At 46.1% G+C, this 26,321-nt stretch carries 20 protein-coding genes and 1 tRNA gene; 8 read left to right on the plus strand and 13 right to left on the minus strand.

Features of this window, described 5'->3' with window-relative positions; genetic code table 11:
- Positions 1-16: 16 nt before the first annotated feature.
- From E5358_RS09245 to bamG, 13 genes are all read right to left on the minus strand, one after another.
- On the minus strand, positions 17-1,006 hold the full coding sequence (locus E5358_RS09245) for a head GIN domain-containing protein (RefSeq protein ID WP_135939908.1): 990 nt from the start codon (positions 1,004-1,006) through the stop codon (positions 17-19).
- 201 nt (positions 1,007-1,207) lie between these two features.
- Positions 1,208-2,530 (minus strand): DUF5123 domain-containing protein, encoded by a 1,323-nt coding sequence (locus E5358_RS09250; protein WP_135939909.1) that lies wholly within the window; start codon positions 2,528-2,530, stop codon positions 1,208-1,210.
- 84 nt (positions 2,531-2,614) lie between these two features.
- Complete coding sequence (locus E5358_RS09255; RefSeq protein WP_135939910.1) at positions 2,615-3,595, minus strand: chitobiase/beta-hexosaminidase C-terminal domain-containing protein; 981 nt, start codon at positions 3,593-3,595, stop codon at positions 2,615-2,617.
- A gap of 286 nt (positions 3,596-3,881) precedes the next feature.
- Positions 3,882-4,010 carry a dehydrogenase gene (locus tag E5358_RS09260; protein ID WP_135939911.1) on the minus strand — a complete coding sequence of 43 codons (129 nt, stop codon included), beginning with the start codon at positions 4,008-4,010 and terminating at the stop codon, positions 3,882-3,884.
- Between the two features lie 9 nt (positions 4,011-4,019).
- A complete protein-coding gene (locus E5358_RS09265; RefSeq protein ID WP_135939912.1) occupies positions 4,020-5,474 on the minus strand; it encodes a DUF4270 domain-containing protein in 1,455 nt (484 codons plus the stop codon).
- A gap of 107 nt (positions 5,475-5,581) precedes the next feature.
- Positions 5,582-6,382 carry a glycogen/starch synthase gene (locus E5358_RS09270; RefSeq protein WP_135939913.1) on the minus strand — a complete coding sequence of 267 codons (801 nt, stop codon included), beginning with the start codon at positions 6,380-6,382 and terminating at the stop codon, positions 5,582-5,584.
- Between the two features lie 274 nt (positions 6,383-6,656).
- Complete coding sequence (locus E5358_RS09275) at positions 6,657-7,070, minus strand: biotin/lipoyl-containing protein (RefSeq protein ID WP_422121071.1); 414 nt, start codon at positions 7,068-7,070, stop codon at positions 6,657-6,659.
- A gap of 138 nt (positions 7,071-7,208) precedes the next feature.
- Entirely contained in the window at positions 7,209-8,774 is a 1,566-nt protein-coding gene (locus E5358_RS09280; RefSeq protein ID WP_135939915.1) for an acyl-CoA carboxylase subunit beta, read from the minus strand.
- 111 nt (positions 8,775-8,885) lie between these two features.
- Positions 8,886-9,290: a methylmalonyl-CoA epimerase gene (mce, locus tag E5358_RS09285; RefSeq protein WP_135939916.1), complete on the minus strand. Its 405-nt coding sequence runs from the start codon at positions 9,288-9,290 to the stop codon at positions 8,886-8,888.
- A gap of 24 nt (positions 9,291-9,314) precedes the next feature.
- Positions 9,315-9,387, minus strand: a tRNA-Thr gene (locus E5358_RS09290).
- A gap of 120 nt (positions 9,388-9,507) precedes the next feature.
- A complete protein-coding gene (locus tag E5358_RS09295; RefSeq protein ID WP_135939917.1) occupies positions 9,508-10,782 on the minus strand; it encodes a hemolysin family protein in 1,275 nt (424 codons plus the stop codon).
- A 54-nt stretch (positions 10,783-10,836) separates the two neighbouring features.
- Complete coding sequence (locus E5358_RS09300; protein ID WP_135939918.1) at positions 10,837-11,496, minus strand: LPS export ABC transporter periplasmic protein LptC; 660 nt, start codon at positions 11,494-11,496, stop codon at positions 10,837-10,839.
- Between the two features lie 40 nt (positions 11,497-11,536).
- Complete coding sequence (gene bamG / locus E5358_RS09305) at positions 11,537-12,817, minus strand: BamG family beta-barrel-assembly machinery protein (protein WP_135939919.1); 1,281 nt, start codon at positions 12,815-12,817, stop codon at positions 11,537-11,539.
- A gap of 116 nt (positions 12,818-12,933) precedes the next feature.
- On the opposite strand from bamG, the gene E5358_RS09310 reads away from it, so the two are divergent.
- The 8 genes from E5358_RS09310 to rprY all read left to right on the plus strand — a co-directional run bounded on the left by E5358_RS09310 (position 12,934) and on the right by rprY (position 25,785).
- Positions 12,934-14,124, plus strand: a complete 1,191-nt coding sequence (locus E5358_RS09310) for an Lnb N-terminal periplasmic domain-containing protein (protein WP_168354626.1) — start codon at positions 12,934-12,936, stop codon at positions 14,122-14,124.
- Positions 14,125-14,556: 432 nt separating this feature from the next.
- Positions 14,557-17,958, plus strand: a complete 3,402-nt coding sequence (gene secA, locus E5358_RS09315) for a preprotein translocase subunit SecA (RefSeq protein ID WP_135939921.1) — start codon at positions 14,557-14,559, stop codon at positions 17,956-17,958.
- A gap of 96 nt (positions 17,959-18,054) precedes the next feature.
- Positions 18,055-19,374, plus strand: coding sequence for a serine--tRNA ligase (gene serS / locus E5358_RS09320; protein WP_135939922.1), 1,320 nt, complete (start codon positions 18,055-18,057; stop codon positions 19,372-19,374).
- Between the two features lie 94 nt (positions 19,375-19,468).
- Positions 19,469-21,007, plus strand: a complete 1,539-nt coding sequence (locus E5358_RS09325; RefSeq protein WP_135939923.1) for a carbon starvation CstA family protein — start codon at positions 19,469-19,471, stop codon at positions 21,005-21,007.
- A 47-nt stretch (positions 21,008-21,054) separates the two neighbouring features.
- Positions 21,055-21,540 (plus strand): thioredoxin domain-containing protein, encoded by a 486-nt coding sequence (locus E5358_RS09330; RefSeq protein WP_135939924.1) that lies wholly within the window; start codon positions 21,055-21,057, stop codon positions 21,538-21,540.
- Positions 21,541-21,598: 58 nt separating this feature from the next.
- Positions 21,599-23,263, plus strand: coding sequence for a dipeptidase (locus tag E5358_RS09335; protein ID WP_422121072.1), 1,665 nt, complete (start codon positions 21,599-21,601; stop codon positions 23,261-23,263).
- A gap of 193 nt (positions 23,264-23,456) precedes the next feature.
- On the plus strand, positions 23,457-24,950 hold the full coding sequence (locus E5358_RS09340; protein ID WP_135939926.1) for a sensor histidine kinase: 1,494 nt from the start codon (positions 23,457-23,459) through the stop codon (positions 24,948-24,950).
- A 136-nt stretch (positions 24,951-25,086) separates the two neighbouring features.
- On the plus strand, positions 25,087-25,785 hold the full coding sequence (gene rprY / locus E5358_RS09345; protein ID WP_135939927.1) for a response regulator transcription factor RprY: 699 nt from the start codon (positions 25,087-25,089) through the stop codon (positions 25,783-25,785).
- Positions 25,786-26,321: the final 536 nt, after the last annotated feature.

Genomic DNA, 26,321 nt, shown 5'->3' on the forward strand with positions numbered 1-26,321 from the left:
GTTCCTTGTTTTCTGTTTATGGCTGTGCCTCAATCTTTCCGGGAGAATGGGGAGTTTTTGTGGTTTTGGAGCTCTTGTAGCTTTGGGAATCAACGATTTTGTTGTATTTCAGTCTGCTGTCATGGATGTCTCCCATTTTGCTTTTTGTTTTGCGGTAAGTGTTTGTTGTGCCGGACAGGGTTATGTCACCTGTTCCTGTCATGCCGGTGTCAAGGTTGTCGCATTCCTGGAGATGAATGGAAAGGTTGCCGCTGCCGTGCAGTCTTGCGCTTGCATTCTGTGTCGTTACGGCTGCAACCTTCATGTCACCGACACCGTTGAGATTGATGCTTGCATTGCTGCATTCGAGGTTTTTGAGGTTCAAGTCTCCTGAACCATTGAGAGAAACGCCGGCATTGACAGCTGTAAGGCAGTCTATGTCGAAATCTCCTGAGCCGTTAAGCGTGATGATGGCTTTCGTGCCGGTCTCCACTTTTTTCATTGAAATGTCTCCACTGCCGTTAAGGCTTGCATTGATGCTGTTGCAGTTGATTGTATTGAACTTTATATCGCCACTGCCGTGGAGTACAATCTGCAATCTGTCTGCGTCGATGGGTTTATTGGCGATGAAGTCTCCGCTGCCGATTAGTGAAGCTTTTGTCAGTGTAGGCGAGGTGACATATACTGTAATGGAATCCCTTCGGTTGTTGTTGATTACTCTGACACCGGCGATTTGTTTTGTGCTAACAGTAAGTGCGCCTTTTTTGACTTCTGCACTGATGTCTTGCATAATGTCAGTGTTTCTTGGTGCTCTTATCGTTACCTGGCATGATTTGCCTTGTGTGTAGATTACTTTGTAATGGCCTATCAGTGTCACTTCCGTGAAATTGCCAACAGGAATTTTTGTTTCTGTCATGTCATTGGAACGGGCTGCTGTTGCCACAGCGTAGTTGTCCACAGTTTGAGGAATGAATGCAGAGAATGTCAATGCTGCTGCAAGGCATAGTGTTTGTTTGATTATGTTCATGGATGTCTGTATTAATGTTGTTTGTTCTTATTGATTGTTTAAGTTCGTACGACGCTTACACTTATATAAACGTACGAGCATAGTATTTCTCAACATTGAGAACCTGTATTTTAACTTATTTTTAGGATAAAAGAAAGAGACTACCCATTTTCGGGTAGTCTCTTGTTATGATTGTCGTTAAAGCAGACTATGCTTTATGACTTATTTTACAATGTACTTCTTGCCGTTCTTGATGATAATGCCCTTAGTGCTGTTTGTCACGCGCTGACCTGCGAGGTTGTATGCAGGAGCGTTGATGTCATCCTCTGTTGTGATGTCAGAGATGCCTGTCTCTACATAAGGAACAAGCCAACGTGGGTCACCGGTCTTGAGCTTAGCCTGCTGTGTGCTTGCACCGATAGTGAAGTCACCGTTGGCTGCATCTTTGAATGAAGGGTCGGTTGTAAGGATAGAACCGCTCTTGTCATAACTGGCTTCGCTTTCAGACTTGTCAACGCCTTCGTTGAAATATGTGTTGTTAGCGAACTCCATAGGGTTGCTGCCGTTAAAGCGGCCACCTGCCATACGGCGGATGATGTCATTGCCGCAGTTGTACCAAATGTTGTTCTTAATATCAAACTTTACATACTTCTGTCCTGAAATTGCACTGTAGTTGCCCCATTGTCCATCAGCTTTGAGAAGACCATGGAATGTGTTGTTCTGATAGTTCATCACCATGAGTTCTGTCGCTGTATCGAATCCATAACGGTCAAGGCGTGCAAAGTTGTTGTAACGTACGAAATACTTAGCAACAGCATTGTTTCCGTAGAATGTTGAGTTAGTGATGTTGATGTCCTTTGCGCCACCTGCCTTGAATGAGATGAGTGCTTCATTGTCAACAGCTTCTGTAGCAAATTCAAGTACAGAGTTGTTGACAGTAAGGTCAACAAGACAAATCTTCACGTTGTTGTCATAGAGTACAGAACTCTTGATGCCCTTGATTGTCACGCCGTCAATCTTGACTTGGTCAATCATCAGGTAATCGTTCTCTCCGGCTTTACCACCTGTCAGAGATATGAGTGCTGCTGCATTTGCTGCAGCGTTGACTGTTGCACCATTACCGTTGATGATAAGGCTTCCTGCTGTTTCGATAGAAGAACCAAGAGTGTATGCTGCATCCTTTGCAAGATTGATAGTGATGTCACCAATCTTGTCACCTGCTGCTTCAATCTCTGCTTTCTTTGCTGCCACCGCTGCTGCGATGTCGCCTTCTGTCGGCTCGATAGTTGCTGCTATGATTTCAGGAGTACGAGTGATGGTGATTGGCTGGAACTGTATGTTATCGTTGTATACGCTTATTACACCAACGATGTCGTATGTCTTGCCTTCTGCAGGAGCAGCGATTTCAATGGCGAACTGGTTGTATCCGGCAACATTCTCCTCGCCTTTGGCAATAGTGAAATTGTTCTTTTCGTCCGGAACTGTGTATGTCACTCCCTTAAGAGTAACGACCTTGTTCATGTTCTCTGCCTTGACATCAGCCAAAGCTGCTTCTTCGTAAGTTACCTCAACAGCGTCACCTTCCTTTACTGTAAGTGCTGCGTCTGGTACAGCCTCAAACAGTTTGTTTTATACATCAACCTTACCTGTCCAGCCGCCATTGATAGTCTTGCCTACAAGGATATCAGCAGTCTTCTCGCCACCATTGTCATATACAAGGCTTGCACCTGTAGCGTCCTTGATATACACATAGTTCTGTGGTCCATTCTTACCAGACTTTGTCTGCTTTGCAACCACAAGAGCTTCACCGTCAAAGCGGAATGCTGTCTTGTCGGCAACGGCATTAAGTTCTGCAACTGTTGTAATGATTGGATTAACAACGATTTCTTTTGAGATGACAGAACTTGCTTTTTCATCTTTGATGGCGATTGCCTTTACAGTAGTTGTGGCTGTTACCTCGAATGGTTCTGTATAAAGTTTGCTTTCTGCTGTTGGCTCGTCACCGTTTGTTGTGTAGTATATAGATGCACCGTCTGTTGCGCAAGCCAATGTTACTGTTGCTTTTCCAAAATCTGTTGCATCGCCTGTAATGGATGGAGCTGCAACATCTCCGGCAGCAGCCTTCTTGTAGATGTTGATTGTAGTAATTTGGGTGTTGTGACTAGAGGTCACTTTCAACACATAGATGTTACCTGCTGTTTGATAGTTGGCATCTATCTCGTAGGTGTTGGTTGCTACCGAGCCTTTAGTTTCTGTACTTACAGCTGTTTCGCCTACATAGATGTTTTGCATGGTTGAACCAGAAGCTCCAGTTCTGCCAACAACCTCTATTTTTTCAACATCGAAATTAAATGCAGGGAATGTGAGTGTGGCATCTTTCTTTCCGAGCATCAGATAACCATCTGTGTTGTAGTAATAACCACTTGATGCAGCTTCCAATGTAATACTGTAAGTGCCATTAGTGAATGTTTGCTGAGCTTTTCCTTGATTGGCTTTTTCTGGGAGCTCCCAACCATTTGTAGTGAAGTCCAATGTCACTTCTTGTGCAGACATACTGCCACCTACAAAAGGTAGAAGAAATGCCCAAAGCATGAGTAGTTTTTTCTTCATAATAGTTTCTGGTTTTAGGTTAATGAAATTATGTTATTTATCTCGTTTTGCAAATGTAAGCATAAATATTGTGACTGCAAAGACAAAATAAGGATTATTAACAATAAATTATAAAAATCGATGTTAAAAGGAATAATGTTTAGAGAAACATGTTGTTTTCGTGGATATTATGGTTGTGGATTATATACTGCAGTTTCATCAGTTGCTTATAATAGCATTTTTGCTTTTTTTATCAGATACAGCAAATTCGTCGAACTCACGTTAATATATGAGGTATAAAAACAAATTAGAGCGCCTCGTCAGCCGGGCGCTCTAATTGTCTATTTGTTTTTGGAAGATGTTTTTTCTTGCGTAGCCATTCGGCTTTTTTCTTCAGATAATCTTCGTAGTGGTTTTCCAAGAAATTGTCTGCCATAATGTCCTGTTATCTTGTGTATCTGCTGTAGACAACGCTTATCTCTATTGCATCAGGATTGTTCGGTCCTCCGACAAGTTTTGCTGTAGATAGCGAGGTGTCAGGCGTTACACTGCTGAGGATTGATGTCGAATTATACGTTGTATAGTTTGCGGTTACCGGCACAAGGAGTACTTTGTCCCAATTCGGGTATTTCCTTTTGTATTCTTCCCGTGCAACAGCATCGGCGGGAAGGCGTTTGTATATGGTTTTTACCAACTGTCCGATGTTGTTGAATGTATATCCGTTTGTTGTGCCGGAATATGAAGCCACATAGCTTTTTCTGTTGTCAGCAATCTTTCCAGACGTGAAGAATGATGTGAGTGAATCCTTTTCCAGCATTAGCAGCGTGGCTGGCTTTTGGAAAGTATACTTGTTGTCCATGTCACTGCTGTAGCATCTCATTACCACTTTTGCTGAGTTTATGGAGTCATTCTCGTGCCCTTCGCAGATTTCTTCAACAGGAAGTGTGAGTAATGTTGCAATGCCGGTCGGAGACTTGATGTAAGTGCAGTTGTTGTCTTTGACAAGCTCCTTTGTTGTTATTGTGTCGGTTATCACCTCTGTGACCTGCTTGACCTCGTCGGTGGCATATATAGGGAATATTTTTGTCACTTTGTTTTTTCCATACTGGAAAGTGGCACTGAGCTGTGCGGAATTGATATATGCCATACATCCGAGACCGTTATCCATTTTGATATAGAATCCCGGGCATACACGGTGAATGAAATTGTAAGAGTTCTTGAAATTATCAGGGCTCTCAAAATACTTTGTCAAGAGATATTCACCATAGTTTGTGTATTTGTTGCCCTTGGTGTCGGTATATTCTTTGTTGAGCTCAAAATATATGAACTTGCTGTAATTGTTTGCCTGTCGTACGGAGTCGGAGTCATCACAGTTGACTATTGAGAACACTTTTGAAACTTTTATTCCGTCGTTGCGTATGTAGCCGTTCTTGATAGGGTCAAGATTTGAATAATATGTCTTTCCTTCTTCCAGTGTCTTATCCATACTCAACTCATAAAGCGTTGCTTTCATAGTCTGCAATGAGTCTCCATAGAATGCGTTACAGTTGAAAGTTATTCCGCAGGACAATGCCTTGGTGTCCACGGAGTCTTCATCATATTCGTAATCATCCTCAATGACATGGAATTGTGTCAGGAGGTTGCTCTGTATGTAAGTTCCTGTCTCAGGGTCTTTCACAATACCGAGGGCACGTGTGGAACTGCGTGCGATGATAGAGTCAACCCTTACGCTCTGTGATGTTACTCTGTAAACAGCGTCAGAGACAGACATCACATCCTCTATGTTTGTTATGGATGACCCGAGGGTTTCTGTTGTGTCATCACATGCTGTCGTCAGCAGGAGGACGGCGAGCAATGAGCCGAATGTTGCGTGAAAATGGAAAAATCCTTTTTTCTTCATTGTTTGTTTGCTAATCAGTTCTTTTTGGATTAGGTTATGCCGATAATTAGCTGTCGAAATACCTTTATCTCTGATTCGTTTGTACTACACCTTGATGTTTTTGCAGATTACAGAGTGTTGTAGAATGCCTTGTAGCTTTCAATGAAATCTTCGCCGGGATAAGAAAGGTATGGCTTGTTCTTCTCCTGTGCATAAACTTTCAGTTCAGGCATTATGTCGGAATCAGATTCTATGATGCCATCAGAATAATCTATGGCAAGTTTCTCCAGTTCCTTAAGGTCGAAATTGTCATTGTAACTGCTGAGAGTGTCCTTGGTGATGTCTCCGAATGTCAGGCAATTCTTGAAGTTCTCACCGATGATGCCTGTCATGTCGGACTTGTAGAGGCTTGACACTATTTTGCAGTCGCGGAAGCATGGCTCATCTCTGTATGCTTCTTTGACAAACAGTGGGACGATTGATGACATCCACCCCTGGCAGTGTATCACATCAGGAGTCCAGCGCAGTTTCTTGACGGTTTCAAGTACGCCTCGTGCAAAGAAGATGGCACGCTCTCCGTTGTCAGAGAATGTCTCGCCATTTTCGTCATGTTCGATTCCTTTGCGAGTGAAATAGTCGTCATTGTCGATGAAATACACTTGCAGTCTTGAAACCGGGATTGATGCTACTTTGATTATCAGTGGGTGGTCTGTGTCATCGATGATGATGTTCATGCCGGAAAGTCTGATGACTTCATGCAACATGCCGCGTCGCTCGTTGATACAGCCCCATTTGGGCATAAAGGTTCTGATTTCATAGCCGTTGCTCTGTATCTTCTCCGGAACGAGCTTTCCCATTGCAGATAATTTGTTCTCTGGGACGTATGGGACGGTTTCTGTGTTGATGAAAAGAATTTTTTTGACTTCCATATAGAAATTAGTGCGAAATATTTCCTCGCAAAGTTACTGAAAATTATTCATAAATAATCATTTACATCAAATGTTTTATAATTAATTAAGTTTAGATGCGGATTAATTCAACTTTGTAAATAGAGGGGACATAAAAAACAGCTTTATTATGATTGGCAGTTGGTTGTGGGTTTGTTCAACTGTCATGTCATAATAAAGCTGAATGTTGTGTTTGTGCAGTAATTGTCAAACAAAACTGCCGTATGTGTTTGTCAGGGAGATTGTTGCGCTTTGATTACTCGAAAGCCACAAGTGGGGTGTTCTCCATGACAGCCTCGCCTGCTTCCACAAGGATTTGTGCCACTTTGCCATCACGTTCTGCAACGAGATTGTTGTTCATCTTCATTGCTTCCAGAATGACGAGTGGCTGGTTTTCCTTTACTTCGTCGCCTTCTTTGACAAGAACATCAATGATGGTTCCCGGCAGTGGGGCTTTCAGCGCATCCTGAAGGTTCGGACCTTCATGTTCGGCTTTCGGTGCCGCTTTTGGTTCCGGAGCCTTTACTACAGGGCGTGGCTTTGGTTGTGGCTTTGGCTCAAGTTCTACGTTGTATGTCTCTCCATTGACAGTGACTTCTACATTGTCACCTTCAACAGTACCGACGGCTACTTCGTATTTGTTGCCATTAATTGTATATTTAAATTCCATAATGAATTTTTCTTGTTGATAGTGAGCTTTCCGGATTCCTCGTCGTGTGACGAGTATCCGAAAGCCTCATACAGTGCCATAGCGATGGCAGCGTTCACTTCATTGTCCATATTTGTACAGTATTCGTACTGAAAAGCATTATGTTGGCATGCATCCGTGTTTCTTGCTTGGGCGTGTCTCACGTTTTGTGGCAAGCTGTGCAAGTCCGCGGCAGATGCGGAAACGTGTATTGCGTGGCTCGATGACATCGTCAATGTAGCCGTACTTTGCAGCCTGATATGGATTCTGGAAGAGGTCTGAGTATTCCTTTTCCTTTTCTGCAATAAATGCAGCAACATCACCACCTTCTTCCTTTATCTGCTTGATGCCCTTAGCCTGAAGGACGGCAACGGCGCCGGAAGCACCCATTACGGCAATCTCTGCAGAAGGCCAAGCGAAGTTGAGGTCTGTCTTCAACTGCTTGCAACCCATTACGATATGTGAACCGCCGTAAGATTTGCGCAGAGTGACAGTAATCTTTGGCACAGAAGCCTCTCCGTAAGCGTAAAGGAGCTTTGCGCCATGGAGGATAACTGCATTGTATTCCTGTCCTGTACCCGGAAGGAAGCCCGGAACGTCGACAAGGGAAACGATAGGAATGTTGAATGCGTCGCAGAAGCGTACGAAGCGTGCACCCTTACGTGATGCGTTGCAGTCAAGCACGCCTGCATAGGATGAAGGCTGGTTGGCTACGATACCAACAGACTGGCCGTTGAAACGTGCGAAGCCGACAATGATGTTCTTTGCATATTTAGGCTGCACCTCGAAGAACTCGCCGTTGTCGGTGATTGCCGAGATGACCTTATACATGTCGTAAGCCTCGTTAGGATTTTCAGGAATGATTTCATTGAGGATGTCATCCATGCGGTCAATCGGGTCGTTGCACTCTACACGTGGAGCCTCTTCCATATTGTTTGAAGGAAGGTAGCTGAGGAGCTGCTTGATCATGGCGAGTGCCTCCTCCTCTGTCTTCGCTGTGAAATGTGTCACACCGGACTTTGTGGAGTGCACACTTGCGCCTCCAAGGTGCTCTGCGTCAACGTTCTCACCTGTCACGCTCTTTACGACGGCAGGACCGGTGAGGAACATGTATGACGTGTTCTCCATCATCAGTGTGAAGTCAGTGAGGGCAGGGGAGTAGACCGCACCGCCGGCACAAGGACCGAAGATGCCGGAAATCTGTGGGATAACGCCTGATGCCTCAATGTTACGCTGGAAAATCTCAGCATATCCTGCAAGAGCGTTGATGCCTTCCTGGATACGTGCACCGCCGGAGTCGTTGATGCCGATACATGGCGCCCCCATCTTCATAGCCATGTCCATGACCTTGCAGATTTTCTGTGCCATAGTCTCAGAGAGCGAACCGCCGTTTACAGTGAAGTCCTGTGCGAAGACATAGACAAGGCGTCCGTCAATTGTTCCTGAGCCTACAACGACACCGTCGCCAAGGAACTGCTTCTTCTCCATGCCGAAGTTTGTGCAACGGTGGAGCTTGAACATATCATACTCTTCAAAAGAGCCATCGTCAAGGAGCATGTCGATACGCTCACGAGCCGTATATTTTCCGCGCTGATGCTGTTTGTCAATGGCTTTCTCGCCACCACCGAGGCGTGCTTTCTCACGCTTCTCTATCAGCGCCTTTATTTTTTCTACCTGTACTGACATTGTTGTGAATGTTTATTATAAGTAAAATAAATTAATCTCAAATTAATGTTCCATATAAACAGAATATGCCGTCTCCAGGCACAAATGTCGGAAACGGCAGTTTCTGTTATATTAGTGCTCGCAGAGTTCTGTCAGGATTCCGCAAGTTGACTTCGGATGAAGGAAAGCTATGTTAAGGTTTTCTGCGCCTTTGCGTGGAGCTTTGTCGATAAGGCGAATCTCTTTGCCGTCGCACTCGGCGAGAGCGTCTGCCACGCCGTCTTCAACGCAGAATGCAACATGGTGTACACCTTTGTTGCCTTTGTCAAGCCACTTCTGTATTGTTGATTCCGGGGATGTTGGCTCAAGAAGCTCCAGTTTGACCTCTCCGCAGCGAAGGAATGCTGTTTTTACTTTCTGGTCTTCAACTACTTCTGTAGCGTAGCATTCAAGTCCGAGAACGTCTGTGAAATAAGGAAGTGCTTCCTCAATGCTTTGGACAGCTATGCCCAAATGCTCAATGTGTGAAATCTTCATGTTTAGTTTAGATTTTTTGTGTTGAGCCGATAACGAGACTCGAACTCGTGACCCACGCATTACGAATGCGTTGCTCTACCAACTGAGCTATATCGGCCGATAAATCGTTGCAAAATTACTCATTTTTGCGTAAGAACGTAGTGATTCCTGCCAATAATTAGGATTTCTTAACCCAAAATCCTTTTATTTGGCCAATCTTGCCGGAAGTGGCGGTTGCTTACCGCTCTTTTCTAGCGTCATCGACTTTCAGTCGTACAAGCTCAATCTTTGTCATGGTGTTTTTGACAATCTTGAAGGAGTAGGAATCTATCTTCACGATTTCGTTGAGCTTGGGGAAATTCTGGTATTCGTGCAGAATCAGTCCGCCGATGGTCATGTATTCATCGCTTTTTGGCAGTTCCAACTGGAACATTTCATTTACTTTGTCTATCTCAAGTCGTGCCGAAAGGACATATTCATTGTCCGAGATTTTGTTCGCAATGTATTTCGCATTGTCATGCTCGTCTTCTATCTCGCCGAATATTTCTTCCACAATATCTTCAAGACATACGATGCCCGAAGTGCCGCCAAACTCATCGACGACAATGCCGATGCTCTTCTTCTCCTGCAGGAACATCTGCATCATCTTCTTTGCCGCCATTGTTTCCGGTACGAAAGGCATCTCGCGCAGGTGCTTTCTCCATTCGGAAGGGGCGCGGAACATCTCGGAAGAGTGTATGTAGCCGATGATGTGGTCGATGTCCTCATGGTAGACTATAATCTTGGATTTGCCGCTCTCTATGAATTTCTGCATCAGTTCCTCCTGTGTGCAGTCTACGTCGACAGCCGTGATTTCTGTTCTCGGGACCATGCAGTCCCTTACCTTGGTGTCGGAAAAGTCAAGCACGTTCTGGAACAGTTCCACCTCTGTCTCCAGCTGTTCCGGAGTTTCTGTATGGTCGATTGACGATTGGACGAGGTAGTCGAGGTCTACTCTTGTGAAAACATCATCCTGCTGTCCGCTTTCAATCTTGATTCCTGCAAGGCGGAGGCAAATGCGGCTGAGCATTGTTGCAAACCGTGATATTGGCCACAATATTATGTAAAAGAACAATGCCGGGTAGGCGAAGAACTTTAGCAAGTAATTTGGGTTGCTTTTGAATATTGTCTTTGGCAGGAATTCTCCGGTAAACAGTACTATCAGTGTTGACACAATCGTGTCAAGGAACACTCTCACTTCTGGTTCAAAATCGGCGAAAAGTGTTGTGTCAAACAGTTTTGCGAAGAGTATGCCATAGAGTACAAGTGCAATATTGTTGCCGACAAGCATTGTCGACACGAAATTGTTGGGATGCTTGTAGAATATTTCCAAAGGCTTGCTGGCTATGGCACCGCGTTCCTTGTCCATTTCAAGCAACATCCTGTTGGAGGACACAAATGCTATCTCCATTCCGGAAAAGAATGCAGAGCACAGCATTATAACCAGTATTGCGATGATTAAAAAAGTGTACACCTTAATATATTATACTTTAGTATATGTCTTTGTTGGTTGTGTATTTGTGGCCATTCAGGATTGTGGTGCGGAAGATTTCTTTGTGGGAGCAGTCTGCAAACGTTTTGGCTGCATGGTGGTGTCTGCCGGCGTTGCGCTGTTGTCTGCCGGTGCGCTCTCTTCTTCTCCCATTCCCATGTCTGCACTTTCAAACGAGCCTTTTGAGTTTGTCACCATGTATTTTGTCATGTTCTCGTTGCTGCGGAAATACGAGCCTTGCATCGTCCTTTCAGGTGTCACGACATGAGAGAACATGTGGCTGTAAAACTCGTGTGCCACTTGGTCCCAAAAGAGTTCTTCGCTGGAGAAATGCAGGCCTTCAGCAGTGCGGATGCGGACCCTTCCGCGAAGCTCCCAAAGCCGTTTCTGGTCGTAGTAATATGCCGTGTCGCATTGCACGAAAGCCTGTATGTTGAATTTCTTGTCGAACTGCTCCATGAAGAGCCCCTTTGTGAAAATCCACCGCGACGGGTTCCTTACGGTGTTCACCTCCCATTCCTCTGCCACAATCTTGTACTTCATTATGCCGGAGTCGGAGATGAGAGTGTTCACACCGTAGCTTGTCATCATGGACACGGAGTCCTTGTCATAGATGGCTGCTGCCGTGTGCTCTTTCTCGCCTTGGCAAGCCAGAACAAGAGGGAAGAGCAAAGACAGATATAATATCCTCTTCATAGCCCGTTCGTGTTTGTTTCCAATATGTTCTCTGTTTGGGTTAGTCGAGCTTCCACTTCATGAACCAGCGTTCGTTGAACGTTATGCCAAGGTTGATGCGGAAAGTGTTCTCCTTGATGAAACCGTTGGCAGATGTGTTGCACCATTGTGCAGAAATGTTGAGTATGGAGCGGTTGTTCCAAGCGTTGGTGATAGGGAGTCCGAAGCCGATAGACGCGGAAAGCTCCTTCGGACCGTCATGTCCGTTGATTGTTGTGTAGGGTGTTGCGTAGCTCACTCCTGCGCGCACACGTACCCTGTCAAGATACTTTCGGCTCATGATGTTGTTGACAAACTCACCGCCAAGCGTCACTTTGTGCCTGTCTTTCAGGACATTGTCGGCAAGGACGTAGCTGCCTTGCACAAGGTCAGGGAACTGTTTCTTGCCCCATTGCTGCATGGTGTAGTCGGCACCGACTTTCAGTTTCTTGCCGTAAGAATATGTCAAACCGGCATTAATCTGTGTCGGAAGGAAGAGACCTTTGTCGATTGAATATTGCGTTGTATCCGCAATGCCCGTTGAGTTGTCGGTATGTATCTGGCTCATGTCTGCACTTCCGCCGAGATTGTGTCCCGGTGTGAACGATGCACCGACAGTCACGGCGTTCTTTTTGTCGATGTTCACCTCGTATTGCAAGCCGACATCAAGCCTGTAGCTTCTTGCCGTGCTGCTGTAATATCTGTTTGTCGTGCTGTTGCTTGTCTCGGCGAAGGTCTCAATAACGCTCTTTGACAGCGTGCCCCACACATACGCGATGTTGGCACCGATTGACAAACCCTTCAAAGGTGTCTGCCAGCCCGCTCCGACATAGAACTGCCTGATGCCGCCACTGCCATTGTATGTCGTCATAAAGTCCGGTGCGTTAGGACCGACAGACTTGCCGTTTGCGTGGTAGTTGTAGCCAACGTTGGAGTATGGCAGTATGCCGGCACTGATGCCAAGACCTTTCGCCGCACGGAATCCCATGACGGCATAGTCGAAATTTGAGTTGTAGGCGTTGCGCTTTGTGCCGTTCTCGTTGAAGTTTGTCACATGCAGTGACGCGCCGACATCAAAGATGAATGTCAGCGAATCGACGTTCGAGTAAGAAGCCGGGTTGGCGTAGTTCACTTGGTTTCCGTCGCGGAAGCCCTGTGCAACACCATTCATGCCCTTGTTAAAGCCCGTGGCTTGGTCGTTGAGTGTTCCGACACCGAACTGGCTGTATGGTGAGTTTGTGCCGCTCTGCGCCATTGTCGCCAAAGGGGCGAGGAGCAGGAACGGAAGGAGTAGATTCTTCATAAATATTGTCAAATTATCCTTTAAATTAGGATGTAAAATCAAAATTTGTTGCAAATTTACCATTTTTTTTGGATATAAATGCACGTTTTATAAGAAATATAAGTTATTTTTGCATCGTGAAACATTTATATGCGATTTTTGTGGCAGCTTTTCTGCTGCTTTTTGTCCCTGCGAAAGGGTTTGCGCAGGGTGGGGTGGAGCCGGATTCTGTCCACATCTATCTCCTGACGTGCTCGCCGCATCAGGAGGTGTACAGCCTTTATGGGCATTCTGCAATGCGTGTCGAGAACCGCCGGACGGGTGAGGACATTGCCGTGAACTATGGTATGTTCAATTTCGACAAGCCGTTTTTCGTGCTCCGCTTCGTGTTCGGTCTTACGGACTACGAGATGGGTGTGTGCCCTTTTGAAGTGTTCAAGCGTGAGTACATGTATCACGGAAGCAGTGTCGTCCAGCAGGAAATGAATCTCACGGCTTCTGAAAAGCTGCGCGTGCTTGCAGCCTTGAACAAGAACTGGCAGCCCGAAAACAGAGTCTATCGTTACAATTATTTCTACGACAACTGCACAACTCGTGTGCGTGACATCGTGGAATCCTGCATCGACGGCAGGGTTGTCTATGGCGGTGAGGTGCCAAAAGGCACAACGTTCCGCACGATGATTCATGGCATGAACGGTGATTGGCAGTGGGCGAGGCTCGGCAATGACCTGCTTCTTGGTGTGGGTGCCGACAGGGAACTTAGTATGTCGGAATATCAGTTTCTGCCACATTCAATGCTTTCTTCTGCGAATGATGCATATATTATTGATAAACATGGTAATAAAAGAAAGTTTGTAAAGCAAGAAAGTGAAGTTGTTGAAGCCGGTGTCCAGGTTTCTGAAGGCGGCTTTCCGTTGAGTCCTGTGCAGTGTGCGGGCGTACTTCTTGTGGTGACTTTGCTTGTTTCTTTTGCCGAGTGGCGCACAGGCAAATACCTATGGTTGTATGATGCAGTTTTGGAGGGTGGCTTGGCGTTGTGCAGCATTGTGATGGTGGCAATGCTTTTCTCCCAACATCCAACGGTGAGCCTTAATGCGCAGATACTTTTGTTCAATCCGCTTGTCCCGCTGTTTGCGGTGCGTGCGATACGTTTCTGGCGCAAAAGGAAGATACATTGGTTGTGGCTTGTGCAGATAATCTCTGTCTGCCTGCTGCTTGTCGTTTACAGTTTCGGCATCCAGTGGATAGACATGTCGGTGCGCCTCCTTGCCCTTTCTGCCCTTGTACGTTGCGGAGCGAAAATGAAGGCGTATAGGGTGACAAAGTGAAAAGTTGCCTTTTGTCGTGCAAAGTGTTACCTTTGACCGTGTGAATCGTTACCTTTCACAAGGCAAAGTGTAACCTTTTGCTAAGCCTGTCGTTATTTAACATGTGTTAGGTTTTAGGTAAAGTAAAATGGACGTTTTGCTTTGCGTTTTGTTGCTGAATATTGGATTTGCTGTACATGCTGTCATTAAGCGGATTTCGGGTGTATGTTTCAGGTGAGGCATGCCACTTTGGCATGCCGGGTATCGTGCTTCACGCCATGTCATAACATTGTGTCGGATAAAACTAACTTAAATATATTTAATTATGTATGCTTGCCTTTTTGACGTCTTTGCCGTTTGGATTTTTTTTGTTAACTTTGCACCTAATTGTTGATATTGGCATGGATGTTGCCAGATAACAGTTGAAACGGAAACAAAAACAAAAAACATAAAATGAACTTTACAAAAATTTTGCAGTCGCTGTTCGGTAATAAGTCGACACGCGATATGAAACTCATACAGCCTTACGTCGAGAAGGTGAAGGTGGCGTATGAGGAAGTCCGCATGCTGGACAACGACCAGCTCCGCGCCAAGACAAATGAACTCCGGTTGTTTATCCATGAGAAAGGCGTGGAGAAGCAGAAACAGATAGAGCAGTTGAAGGCGTCTATCGAGCAGACACCTATTGATGAGCGTGAGCCAATCTTCAACGAGATTGACAAACTGGACAAGGAGGTGCTTGACCTTTACGAGGAGGCTCTTAACGAGGTTATGCCTGTCGCATTCTCCATTGTGAAGGAGACTGCACGCCGTTTCGCCGAGAATGAGGAGACCATTGTCACAGCCACAGACTTTGACCGTGAGCTTGCTGCCAATCCGGCTAACGACTTTGTGACCATCGACGGTGACAAAGCCATATACCACAACCATTGGACAGCGGGCGGAAACGACCTGAAATGGGAGATGGTGCATTACGATGTGCAGCTCTTCGGTGGTACGGTGCTTCATCAGGGAAAGATTGCCGAGATGGCTACCGGTGAGGGTAAGACACTCGTTGCAACGCTCCCAGTGTTCCTTAATGCCTTGACAGGCAACGGTGTGCATGTGGTCACTGTCAATGATTATCTTGCAAAGCGTGACTCCGAGTGGATGGGACCTCTCTATGAGTTCCACGGTCTTTCCGTTGACTGTATAGACAAGCATCAGCCAAACTCTGACGAGCGCCGCAAGGCATACAACGCTGACATCACTTTCGGTACGAACAATGAATTCGGTTTCGACTACCTTCGTGACAATATGGCACTCTCTCCGTCTGACCTCGTGCAGCGCCGCCACAACTACGCCATAGTCGACGAGGTCGACTCCGTGCTCATCGACGACGCGCGTACTCCACTTATCATCTCCGGTCCTGTACCTAAGGGCGATGACCAGATGTTCGAAGAGTACCAGCCTCTTGTCGAGCGACTTGTGAATGTGCAGCGTCAGCTTGCCACACAGTATCTTGCCGAGGCTAAGGCGAAAATCTCTGAAGGCACAAAACTTCTTGAGGAGGGTAAGAAAAACGAGGGCAATGCGCTTTGTGACGAGGGCTTCCTCTCACTGTACCGCTCTTATAAGGCTCTTCCTAAGAACAAGCCGCTCATCAAATATCTCTCCGAGGAAGGTATAAAGGCAGGTATGCTGAAGACCGAAGAGCATTACATGGAGAACAACAACCGCAGGATGCCTGAGGCTGTTGAGCCACTGTTCTTCGTTGTTGACGAGAAGATGAACTCCTGTGACCTTACCGACAAGGGTACTGCATGGCTTGCAGGAGAGGTTAAGCAGGAAGACCTCTTTGTCATTCCTGACATAACTTCCGCACTTTCTGCACTGGAGAATGAGAAGAATCTCTCAGAGGAGGAGCGTCTGGAGAAGAAGGATGCAATGATGGCGCACTATGCCATACAGTCAGAACGTGTGCACACACTGCAGCAGCTCCTTAAGGCTTACTGCATGTTCAACAAGGATGATGAGTATGTTGTCATAGACGGACAAGTGAAGATTGTCGACGAGCAGACAGGTCGTATCATGGAAGGACGCCGCTGGTCTGACGGACTTCATCAGGCTGTCGAGGCAAAGGAGCATGTGAGAGTGGAGGCGGCTACACAGACTTTCGCCACCATCACTCTGCAGAACTATTTCCGCATGTACCACAAACTGGCAGGTATGACCGGTACAGCGTCTACCGAAGCCGGTGAGTTCTGGGACATCTACAAACTTGATGTTGTGGAGATTCCTACAAACCGTCCTATTGCCCGCTTTGACCTTGAAGACCGTGTCTATAAGACAGCGCGTGAGAAATACAATGCTGTCATAGACGAGGTTGTCGAGATGCGTGAGTCCGGACGCCCGGTACTTGTGGGTACCACATCCGTGGAAATATCTGAACTTCTCTCACGTATGCTCAAAATGCGCAACATACCGCATCAGGTGCTTAACGCGAAACTGCATCAGAAGGAGGCGGACATTGTCGCCCTTGCAGGTCAGTCGACAAAGGGACTTGTCACTATCGACGGCAAGCAGGAGGAGCGTCTTCTCGGTGCGGTGACCATTGCCACTAACATGGCTGGCCGTGGTACCGATATCAAGCTCTCCGCAGAGGTTAAGGCTGCAGGTGGTCTGGCAATTATCGGTACGGAACGCCATGAGAGCCGCCGCGTTGACCGTCAGCTTCGAGGCCGTGCCGGCCGTCAGGGTGACCCGGGATCTTCCGTGTTCTATGTCTCTCTTGAGGACAAACTGATGCGTCTTTTCGCTTCCGAGCGTATCGCATCGGTAATGGACCGCCTCGGATTCAAGGAGGGTGAGCGTATCGAAAGCTCAATGATTACCAACGCAATCGAGCGTGCGCAGAAGAAGGTTGAGGAGAATCATTTCGGAACACGTAAGCGTCTGTTGGAATATGATGACGTGATGAACAAGCAGCGTACTGTTATCTATGAGAAGCGCCGTCACGCTCTTATGGGCGAGCGTATAGGTATGGACATCGCAAACCTTATCTGGGATCGTGTCGTATCTATCACAGAGAACAATGATTACGTGGGTTGCCGTGAGCAGTTCCTTAAGGTTCTTGCCATAGAATGTCCGTTCACAGAGGATGAACTGAAGTCAGGAAAGTTTGCAGAACTGGAGGAGCGTGCTTTCCAGGCTGCCATGGAGTCATTCAATCGTAAGACAACACGCATCCGCGAGCAGGCTTGGCCTACAATCAAGGCTGTGTATGAGGAGCAGGGACATATCTATACAAGAATCGTTGTGCCTGTCACTGACGGCAAATTTGTCTACCAGTTGCCTTGCGACCTTAAGGAGGCTTACGAGACAGAGTGCGCTTCCATCGTCAAGCAGTTTGAGAAGACAACAATGCTCCGTATCATCGACGACGCATGGAAAGAGAATCTGCGCCAGCTTGATGAACTGAAGCACTCTTCACAGAACGCAAGTTACGAGCAGAAAGACCCGCTTCTCGTATTCAAACTTGAGAGTGTGAAGCTGTGGGACAACATGATTAATGACATGAACGACCGTATGGCATCAATCCTTATGAGAGGACAGCTGCCGGAGCAGAACCCGGAACAGGTTCGTGAGGCTGCACCTGAGGAGCATCAGCAGCGCTTCCAGGAGTCTAAGGATGACGCGGACAATCCGGGACAGAACGAGATGTCGGAGACTCAGCAGCAGATGCGCCAGGCGGTACAGCAGCAACAGCAGGTGAACCACACTCCTGTTGTGCGTGACAAGATGCCTCGCCCTAATGACCCATGTCCTTGCGGTTCAGGCAAGAAATTCAAGAAGTGCCACGGTAAAGGACTTTAACCGGTATGCCGGACACTGGTGAAGGGTGTCCGGCATATCCGGATATGCTGTGATGGCATATATATAATAAGGTGTGAAAGATTAATATAAAATACAATGCTTACATTAAAACAAATAACAGAGGAGTATGACCGCGTGGTCAGCGGTCTTGAGAAAAAGAACTTCAAAGGTGCAAAAGAGGCTGTCGATAAGGCAATAAACATAGACAAGGCACGTCGCGATGCACAGACCCAGCTTGACGCTATATTGGCGGAAAGCAAGAAATTCGCTGCTGAAATCGGCAAGATGATGAAGCAGGGAATGAAGGAGGAAGCTGAAAAGGCAAAGGCAGAGGTGGCAAAACTGAAGACTGTTGCCGCTGAACTTGAGCAGAAGAAAGCTGCCGCACAGGACGAACTGAATGCACATCTGTGCACAATCCCTAATATTCCTTATGACGAAGTGCCGGAAGGAATATGTGCAGAAGATAACTGGGTTGTGAAATCCAATCTCAAAGAATGTGTCCTTGGACAGGATACTGTAGGCAACTGGGATTGCAATCCTGACAATGGCGAAGCAAAGCTGCCTCATTGGGAACTGGCAAAGAAGTACAATCTGATTGACTTTGATCTCGGTGTTAAGATTACAGGTGCAGGCTTCCCTGTCTATATAGGAAAGGGAGCACGCCTGCAGCGTGCGCTCATCAATTTCTTCCTTGCTGAAGCTGGAAAGGCCGGATATACGGAGATTATTCCTCCTACAGTCGTCAATCAGGCTTCCGGATACGGTACAGGACAGCTTCCTGACAAGGAAGGACAGATGTATCATTGTAATCTTGACGATCTCTATCTTATCCCTACAGCGGAGGTTCCTGTGACAAACATCTATCGTGATGTCATTCTTGACGAGAAGGATTTGCCTATAAAGAACTGCGCATACACACAGTGTTTCCGCCGTGAGGCTGGCTCTTATGGTAAGGAGGTGCGTGGTCTGAACCGCCTGCATGAGTTTTCCAAGATAGAGATTGTTCGCATCGATACTCCACAGCATTCAAAGGAGAGCCATAAGGAAATGCTTGAGCATGTCGAGGGACTGCTGAAGAAGCTCGAACTTCCATACCGCATACTGCGTCTGTGTGGTGGTGACGCTTCCTTCACGTCAGCAATCTGCTATGACTTTGAGGTGTATTCAGAGGCTCAGCACCGTTGGTTGGAGGTGTCTTCCGTATCTAATTTCGACACATATCAGGCTAACCGCCTGAAGTGCCGCTATCGCAATGCGGAGACAAAGAAGACAGAACTGTGTCACACACTTAACGGTTCCGCACTCGCTCTTCCACGTATCGTTGCTGCCATATTGGAGAACAACCAGACAGAGAACGGTATAAAGGTTCCTGCTGCACTTGTTCCTTATATGGGCTGTGACATGATTGACTAACAAACATATAACAGACAGCCGCCCCGAATCATGGGGCGGCACTCTTTCTTGCCATAGCTGAGGCTTTGTAAGAAAGGGACATGGAACAGTTCTTATGGTAACATTCATTCTCAGTTTATTGCTTCTTGTCATCGGCTATTGCGCCTATGGGCGCTTTGTGGAGAAGACCTTCGGTCCGGATGACCGTCCGACACCGGCTGTGACAAAAGCCGATGGTGTTGATTATATTGTGCTGCCGGGTTGGAAGATATTCATGATTCAGTTCCTGAACATTGCCGGTACAGGACCTATTTTCGGAGCGATAATGGGAATCTGGTATGGACCTGCCGCCTATCTGTGGATTGTTTTCGGTTGCATCTTTGCCGGTGCGATGCACGATTATCTGTCGGGCATGATGTCTATACGCAATGGCGGATGCAGTCTTCCTGAGATAATAGGGATTTATCTTGGACAAAAAGCAAAGCGTGTGATGCTCCTTTTCTCTGTCCTGCTTCTGATTATGGTAGGTGCGGTGTTCGTTCTCAGTCCGGCTTCATTGCTTGCCACTCTTTGCAGAGATGTGTATGACGGTGCATTTGATAATCTTCTGCTGTGGATTGTTGTGATATTCGCATACTATGTCATAGCCACAATGATGCCGGTGGATAAGATTATAGGCAAGATTTATCCTGTCTTTGCCATTGCGCTGATATTCATGGCTATAGGGCTGATGATTATGCTGTTTGTCCATTTCCCGGCATTGCCGGAGCTATGGGACGGTCTTGGCAACATGGGTGTTGACAGATTAGGCATTAAAGACCCGGATCCATTGTTCCCTGCTCTGTTCATCACTATTGCCTGCGGTGCCATAAGTGGATTCCATGCCACACAGACACCACTCATGGCAAGGTGTGTGAAGTCCGAGAAGATGTGCCGTCCGATATTCTATGGTGCAATGATTACCGAGGGAATCATCGCGTTGGTATGGGCTACGGTATCGAGCTATTTCTTCTATGCTGACGGTTGGCGTGATGTTCTTGCAGCCACAGCTCCGGAACAGATAGCCGTTGTGGAGCGTCAGTTACAGGAAGGAGCGAACATTACCCAGGTATTCGGAAATGCGGCAGAGGTCGTTATGATAATGTGCAACAGCTGGCTTGGTGCTGCAGGTGGCATTCTTGCCGTCCTTGGAGTGGTTGCAGCCCCGATAACAAGTGGGGATACGGCACTCCGTTCTGCAAGATTGATTATCGCGGAGTCTCTCCGTATGGATCAGAAGCCTGTGATGAAGCGTCTGTATATATGCATTCCGATGTTCATTCTTACCATCGCTATTCTTGTATGGCAGATGGAAAACAAGGACGGTTTTAACATTATATGGAAATATTTCGGTTGGGCAAACCAGACATTGTCAGTGTTTACCTTATGGGCTATTACCGTATATCTAACGTTGAAAGGAAAGAACTGCCTTATAAGCCTTGTTCCGGCGGTGTTCATGACAGTGGTATGCACTACATTCCTGTTCATATCCAAGCAGGCAATAGGTCTGAATGCTGAGGTGTCATATCTTATAGGCGGGCTTGCGGGACTTTGTTCTCTTATCGTTTTCCTGCGTTGGAGGAACAAGAACATGACATCCTGTAATCATGATTGACATGTTTTATTCAGGAAGTTATAAGTATTCATTATAAACTTAAAGTTATGAAAAAAATCTGTATGGTGCTTGTAGCACTGGCAATGGCACTCACAGCAAGTGCACAGTTTGAAGAAGGAAAGTTCTATACCAACGCTTCATTGGATGGTCTTGGTGTGAGTTACAATGGTGCAAGTGGCTTGAAATTCGGTGTCTCGGCACAAGCAGGTTACTTCATTGTTGACAACTGGATGGTTCTTGCTAAAGCTGGATTCTCCACACAGACAAAGGAGTCGTCCGGCAATACCGTCCTTTCCTTAGGTGCCGGTGCAAGATATTATATTATTCAGAACGGGTTGTATTTGGGTTTGAACGCACAGTATAAGCATGCACACAACTATAATGACCTTGTTCCCGAAATCGAGATTGGTTATGCTTTCTTTGTGAACAAGCATGTCACAATAGAACCGGCGCTTTACTATGACCAATCATTCAAAGACCATGGCAACTTCTCCACAATAGGAGCACGTGTAGGTATGGGATTCTATTTCTAAAAATACATACAGGCATAGGGAAATATATGTTTTTCTATGCCTTTAATTTTTTATAATGATGAAAAAATACATAATCTTATTGACACTATTGACAGTGTCCTCTCTCCCTTCGTTCTCATGTACCAATCTTATCGTTGGCAAGAAAGCCTCCAAGGACGGTTCTGTGCTATGCAGCTATTCTGCCGATTCCTATGGAATGTTCATCGGACTCTGCCATTATCCCGCCGGCAAGCATAAGCCCGGAGAGATGAGGAAGATATACGACTGGGACACAAACAAGTATTGGGGTGAGATTCCTGAAGCTCTGGAGACATACAATGTAATAGGAAACATCAACGAATGGCAGGTGACCATTGCAGAGACAACCTATGGAGGCCGTGAGGAAATGTGTGACTCTACCGGTCTGATTGATTACGGTTCCCTTATATATATAGGTCTTCAGCGTTCCAAGACAGCACGCGAGGCTATAAAGGTCATGACCTCTCTTGTTGAGAAATATGGCTTCAATTCTGAGGGAGAGACATTCACAATATGTGACCCGAATGAGGCTTGGATTATGGAAATGCAAGGCAAGGGTCCGGGTTCCAAGAGCGTTGTATGGGTTGCCCAGCGCATTCCTGACGATGCTATCTGTGCACATGCCAACCAGAGCCGCATCCGCCAGTTCGACATGAAGGACAAAAAGAATGTGATGTATTCAAAAGATGTCGTGAAATTCGCACGTGAAAAAGGGTGGTTCTCTGGCAAGGACAGTGAGTTCTCTTGGGCAGACGCCTATGCTCCGGCGGATTTTGGCGGCCGCAGATATTGTGATGCACGTGTCTGGTCTTTCTTCAACCGTTGGGCAGAAGGAGGTTTTGATGAGTATCTTCCTTGGGCTCTCGGCAAGGACAAGGATGCCAAACCTATGCCGTTGTGGATAAAGGCAAAGCAAAAGCTTGGCGTTGAAGACCTTGAAGCGTCAATGCGCGACCATTATGAAGGTACGCCTTTGCGCCTTGACTGTGACAATGACCCGGGACAGGGACTGTATTCTGCCCCTTACCGTCCTACACCTTTGTCGTATGACGTTGACGGTGTGACATATTTCAATGAGCGTCCGATTTCCACACAGCAGTCGGGTTTCACCTTTATTGCACAGATGCGTTCTTGGCTTCCGCGTCAGATAGGCGGCATATTGTGGTTTGGCAATGACGATGCGAATATGGTTGCGTTCACTCCCTGCTACTGCTCCATGACGGTACAGCCAGAGTGTTACAACACTCCTGGTGCCGATGCGCTGCATTTCTCCATGGACAATGCCTATTGGGTATGCAATTGGGTGAGCAACATGGTTTATCCTCGCTACTCCATGATGTTCCCCTCTCTCAAGGAACTGCGTGACCGTCTTGATAATAAATATCTCTCCCAGCAGAAAGCTATAGAGGATGAAGCACAGAGAATCCTTACAGAAAAAGGCGAGCAGGCATGTGCAAAGTATCTTAATGATTACAGTGTGCGTGAAGCGCAAGACATGTTGCGCCAATGGCGTGAACTTGCCATATACCTTATTGTCAAATACAATGACATGGCGGTAAAGCCGGAAAAGGACGGAAAGTTTGAACTTACTCCTCATGGTATCGGAGCCACGGTGAAGCGTCCCGGCTATACCGAGTCTGTACGCAAGGCTATTGCAAAGCAGACAGGTGAAAGGTATATCGTACCAAAGGACACAGAGAAATAATATGTTTGATATTGATGAAAATATTAATTAAAGCAGATTGTCTATAATTTCAAAATAAGAACTACAGGTGGTATTTCTTGTTAATAATCTCAAATGAGCGACAAATAATTTAACTTATCTGTCGCTCGTTTGTTTTTTATTCATATCTTTGCAGACGTAAATAAAACATACATCTAAATGTGAAAGAAAACCGATGAAGAAAAAAACGATATGGATTATAGCCGTAATAATGGGCATCTCGTTTCTCGGACTCATCTACGTACAGGTGATGTATATGAAGGAGATGGTCAAGATGAAGAAGGAGCAATTCGACGAGTCTGTCAATCGTGCCCTTTATCAGGTATCGCGTAATCTGGAAGTCAATGAGACTCTGCGTTATTTGGAAAAGGACATCAACGAGATAGAGCGCAAGGCGCGCCGCGATTCACTGTCATCTGTCACACCGTTCTCTTCGTTTGAGTTGAGCACCGTGACGACAAAGCCTTCACAGATGCCTAAGGCGATGATTCTCCGCAATGACAAGGGAACAATATCGCAGGCGTCCAAGGCAATGCAGGAGATGGTCCGTAACCGATATGTCTATCAGAAGGCATTGCTTGACGAAGTCGTCTACTCACTCCTCTACAGTGCGTCTGACAAACCATTGCGCGAGCGTATCAATTTCAAGTTGCTTGACCAGGATCTGAAAGCAGAATTGATGAACAATGGCATAAACATACTGTATCATTTCAGTGTTACAACACAGGACGGACGTGAGGTCTACCGTTGTTCTGACTATACAGATGATGGTGAGGAAAACAGTTACTCGCAGATTCTGTTCCGTAACGACCCACAACAGAAGATGGGTGTCGTGCATATCCATTTCCCTAATATGGGCAGCTATATCTTCTCAAGCGTGAGATTCATGATACCGGCATTGGCATTCTCCTGCATCCTGCTCGTAACGTTCATATTCACAATCTTTATCGTGTTCCGTCAAAAGAAACTCACAGAAATAAAGAATGATTTCATCAACAATATGACCCATGAGCTGAAAACGCCTATATCCAGCATCTCCCTTGCAGCACAAATGCTTGGAGACGAGGCAGTAACGAAATCTCCACAGATGATGGCTCATCTTGGAATGGTGGTGCAGGATGAATCAAAACGTCTGCGTTTCCTTGTTGAGAAAGTGCTTCAAATGTCAATGTTCGACCGCCAGAAAGCTATTTTCAAGCCAAAGGAACTGGATCTTAACGAGATGGTTGAAAACGCAGCACAGTCATTCCAACTGCGCGTTGAGCATACAGGAGGCAAGATTTACACAGAGATTGAGGCAATAGATTCAGCACTGCTTGTCGACGAAATACATTTCACTAACGCCATCTTCAACCTGATGGACAACGCTGTGAAGTATTCCAAGCCTGACCAGCCACTTTACATCTATCTTCGCACATGGAATGATGCGAATCATCTTTACCTCTCAATCCGTGACACAGGTCTGGGAATGAAGAAAGAGGTGCTGAGGAAAATCTGGGACAAGTTCTACCGCGCCCACACCGGCAACCGCCATGATGTCAAAGGATTCGGTCTCGGACTGGCGTATGTGAAGAAGATTGTGGAGCTCCATAACGGCAAAATAAGCGTAGAGTCTGTGCTTGGCGAAGGGACAACGTTTGTCATACAGCTCCCGATTATCGATGAATAACCAACAGGGTGATTCCCAATGGCATGTGTCATACATTCCTTTCGGTCAAAGACTCTGCAAACATAGAGCAGACGGATAAACAACAAATATAAGGAAATAATTAATAAGAGATTGTTTAACATAAAACTTAATCATTATGGACGAGAACATTAAAATTATGCTGTGCGAGGACGATGAGAACCTCGGTATGCTGCTTCGTGAGTATCTTCAGGCAAAGGGATTCACTACAGAACTGTATCCTGACGGAGAGGCTGGCTACCGCGCTTTCACAAAGCAGAAGTTTGACATCTGCATCCTCGATGTGATGATGCCTAAGAAAGACGGATTCACTCTTGCCCAGGAAATCCGCCAGTCAAATGTCGATGTGCCTATCATCTTCTTGACAGCAAAACAGTTGAAGGAAGACATCATTGAGGGCTTCAAGATCGGTGCTGACGACTACATCCCGAAACCATTCTCAATGGAAGAGCTTGTGCTCCGCGTTGAGGCTATCCTCCGCCGTGTACGTGGCAAGAAGAACAAAGACACTTCTGTCTACAAACTAGGAAACTTCACCTTCGACACCCAGAAGCAGCTTCTGCAGATAGGAGAGAAGCAGACAAAGCTCACCACAAAGGAGAACGAACTGCTTGCATTGCTTTGCAGCCATGCAAACGAGATTCTTCAGCGTGACTTTGCCTTGAAGACAATCTGGATTGACGACAACTATTTCAATGCACGCTCAATGGATGTCTACATCACCAAGCTCCGCAAGCACTTGAAGGATGATCCACAGATCGAAATCATCAACATCCATGGCAAAGGCTACAAACTCATAATCCCTTCAGAGGACTAAGTTTCCATTTTCACGGATTAAAAAGAATAAGACAATGCTTTCCCAAGTCGTTGACAAGGGGAAGCATTGTTTTTTATTGGTCGTACGGTAGAACTGTCCTTAACACTGATTAATATAATCGGCATGGATGATGACATCTGCGATTTTTGGCAGTTCTTATTTCCCAATGGCAAAAGAAAAAATTAGGAAACCCAAGGCGTTTTTGCCCTCTGAGAATCGCGTGTAGATTCTTTTTAAAATGGAGAACCGGAAAAACGCATGGATTTCCATTTCTGTTACTATGTTGTAAATCAATATGTTATTATCTTTGTTGTACTTGCGTATACAAAAAAACACATCATTTCATTACCTTTTATGGTATAAATGGTAACGTTTTACACAGCAAAGTGTTAGCTTTTGCTATGTAAAACGTTATCTTTATCCATATAAAGTGCTGTTTCTCGCGCAGCAAAATGCTATTATTGATATTGCGCAGCATGGCTTTTTGCAAGGAGAAGCAATATTTTTCCGATTATGATAAACAGAACATTTGAAAA

It is taken from the genome of Palleniella muris (genome assembly GCF_004792655.1).
Lineage (GTDB): Bacteria > Bacteroidota > Bacteroidia > Bacteroidales > Bacteroidaceae > Prevotella > Prevotella muris_A.

Bases quoted from the DNA above. Each gene is read 5' to 3' on its own strand.
- mce (WP_135939916.1), bottom strand. From the start codon at position 9,290: ATGAAGATTTCACACATTGAGCATTTGGGCATAGCTGTCCAAAGCATT.
- E5358_RS09245 (WP_135939908.1), bottom strand. From the start codon at position 1,006: ATGAACATAATCAAACAAACACTATGCCTTGCAGCAGCATTGACATTC.
- E5358_RS09280 (WP_135939915.1), bottom strand. From the start codon at position 8,774: ATGTCAGTACAGGTAGAAAAAATAAAGGCGCTGATAGAGAAGCGTGAG.
- E5358_RS09300 (WP_135939918.1), bottom strand. From the start codon at position 11,496: ATGAAGAGGATATTATATCTGTCTTTGCTCTTCCCTCTTGTTCTGGCT.
- rprY (WP_135939927.1), top strand. From the start codon at position 25,087: ATGGACGAGAACATTAAAATTATGCTGTGCGAGGACGATGAGAACCTC.
- E5358_RS09340 (WP_135939926.1), top strand. From the start codon at position 23,457: ATGAAGAAAAAAACGATATGGATTATAGCCGTAATAATGGGCATCTCG.
- E5358_RS09270 (WP_135939913.1), bottom strand. From the start codon at position 6,382: ATGGAAGTCAAAAAAATTCTTTTCATCAACACAGAAACCGTCCCATAC.
- bamG (WP_135939919.1), bottom strand. From the start codon at position 12,817: ATGAAGAATCTACTCCTTCCGTTCCTGCTCCTCGCCCCTTTGGCGACA.
- secA (WP_135939921.1), top strand. From the start codon at position 14,557: ATGAACTTTACAAAAATTTTGCAGTCGCTGTTCGGTAATAAGTCGACA.
- E5358_RS09275 (WP_422121071.1), bottom strand. From the start codon at position 7,070: ATGGAATTTAAATATACAATTAATGGCAACAAATACGAAGTAGCCGTC.
- E5358_RS09265 (WP_135939912.1), bottom strand. From the start codon at position 5,474: ATGAAGAAAAAAGGATTTTTCCATTTTCACGCAACATTCGGCTCATTG.
- serS (WP_135939922.1), top strand. From the start codon at position 18,055: ATGCTTACATTAAAACAAATAACAGAGGAGTATGACCGCGTGGTCAGC.
- E5358_RS09260 (WP_135939911.1), bottom strand. From the start codon at position 4,010: ATGGCAGACAATTTCTTGGAAAACCACTACGAAGATTATCTGAAGAAA.
- E5358_RS09325 (WP_135939923.1), top strand. From the start codon at position 19,469: ATGGTAACATTCATTCTCAGTTTATTGCTTCTTGTCATCGGCTATTGC.
- E5358_RS09330 (WP_135939924.1), top strand. From the start codon at position 21,055: ATGAAAAAAATCTGTATGGTGCTTGTAGCACTGGCAATGGCACTCACA.
- E5358_RS09335 (WP_422121072.1), top strand. From the start codon at position 21,599: ATGAAAAAATACATAATCTTATTGACACTATTGACAGTGTCCTCTCTC.
- E5358_RS09255 (WP_135939910.1), bottom strand. From the start codon at position 3,595: ATGAAGAAAAAACTACTCATGCTTTGGGCATTTCTTCTACCTTTTGTA.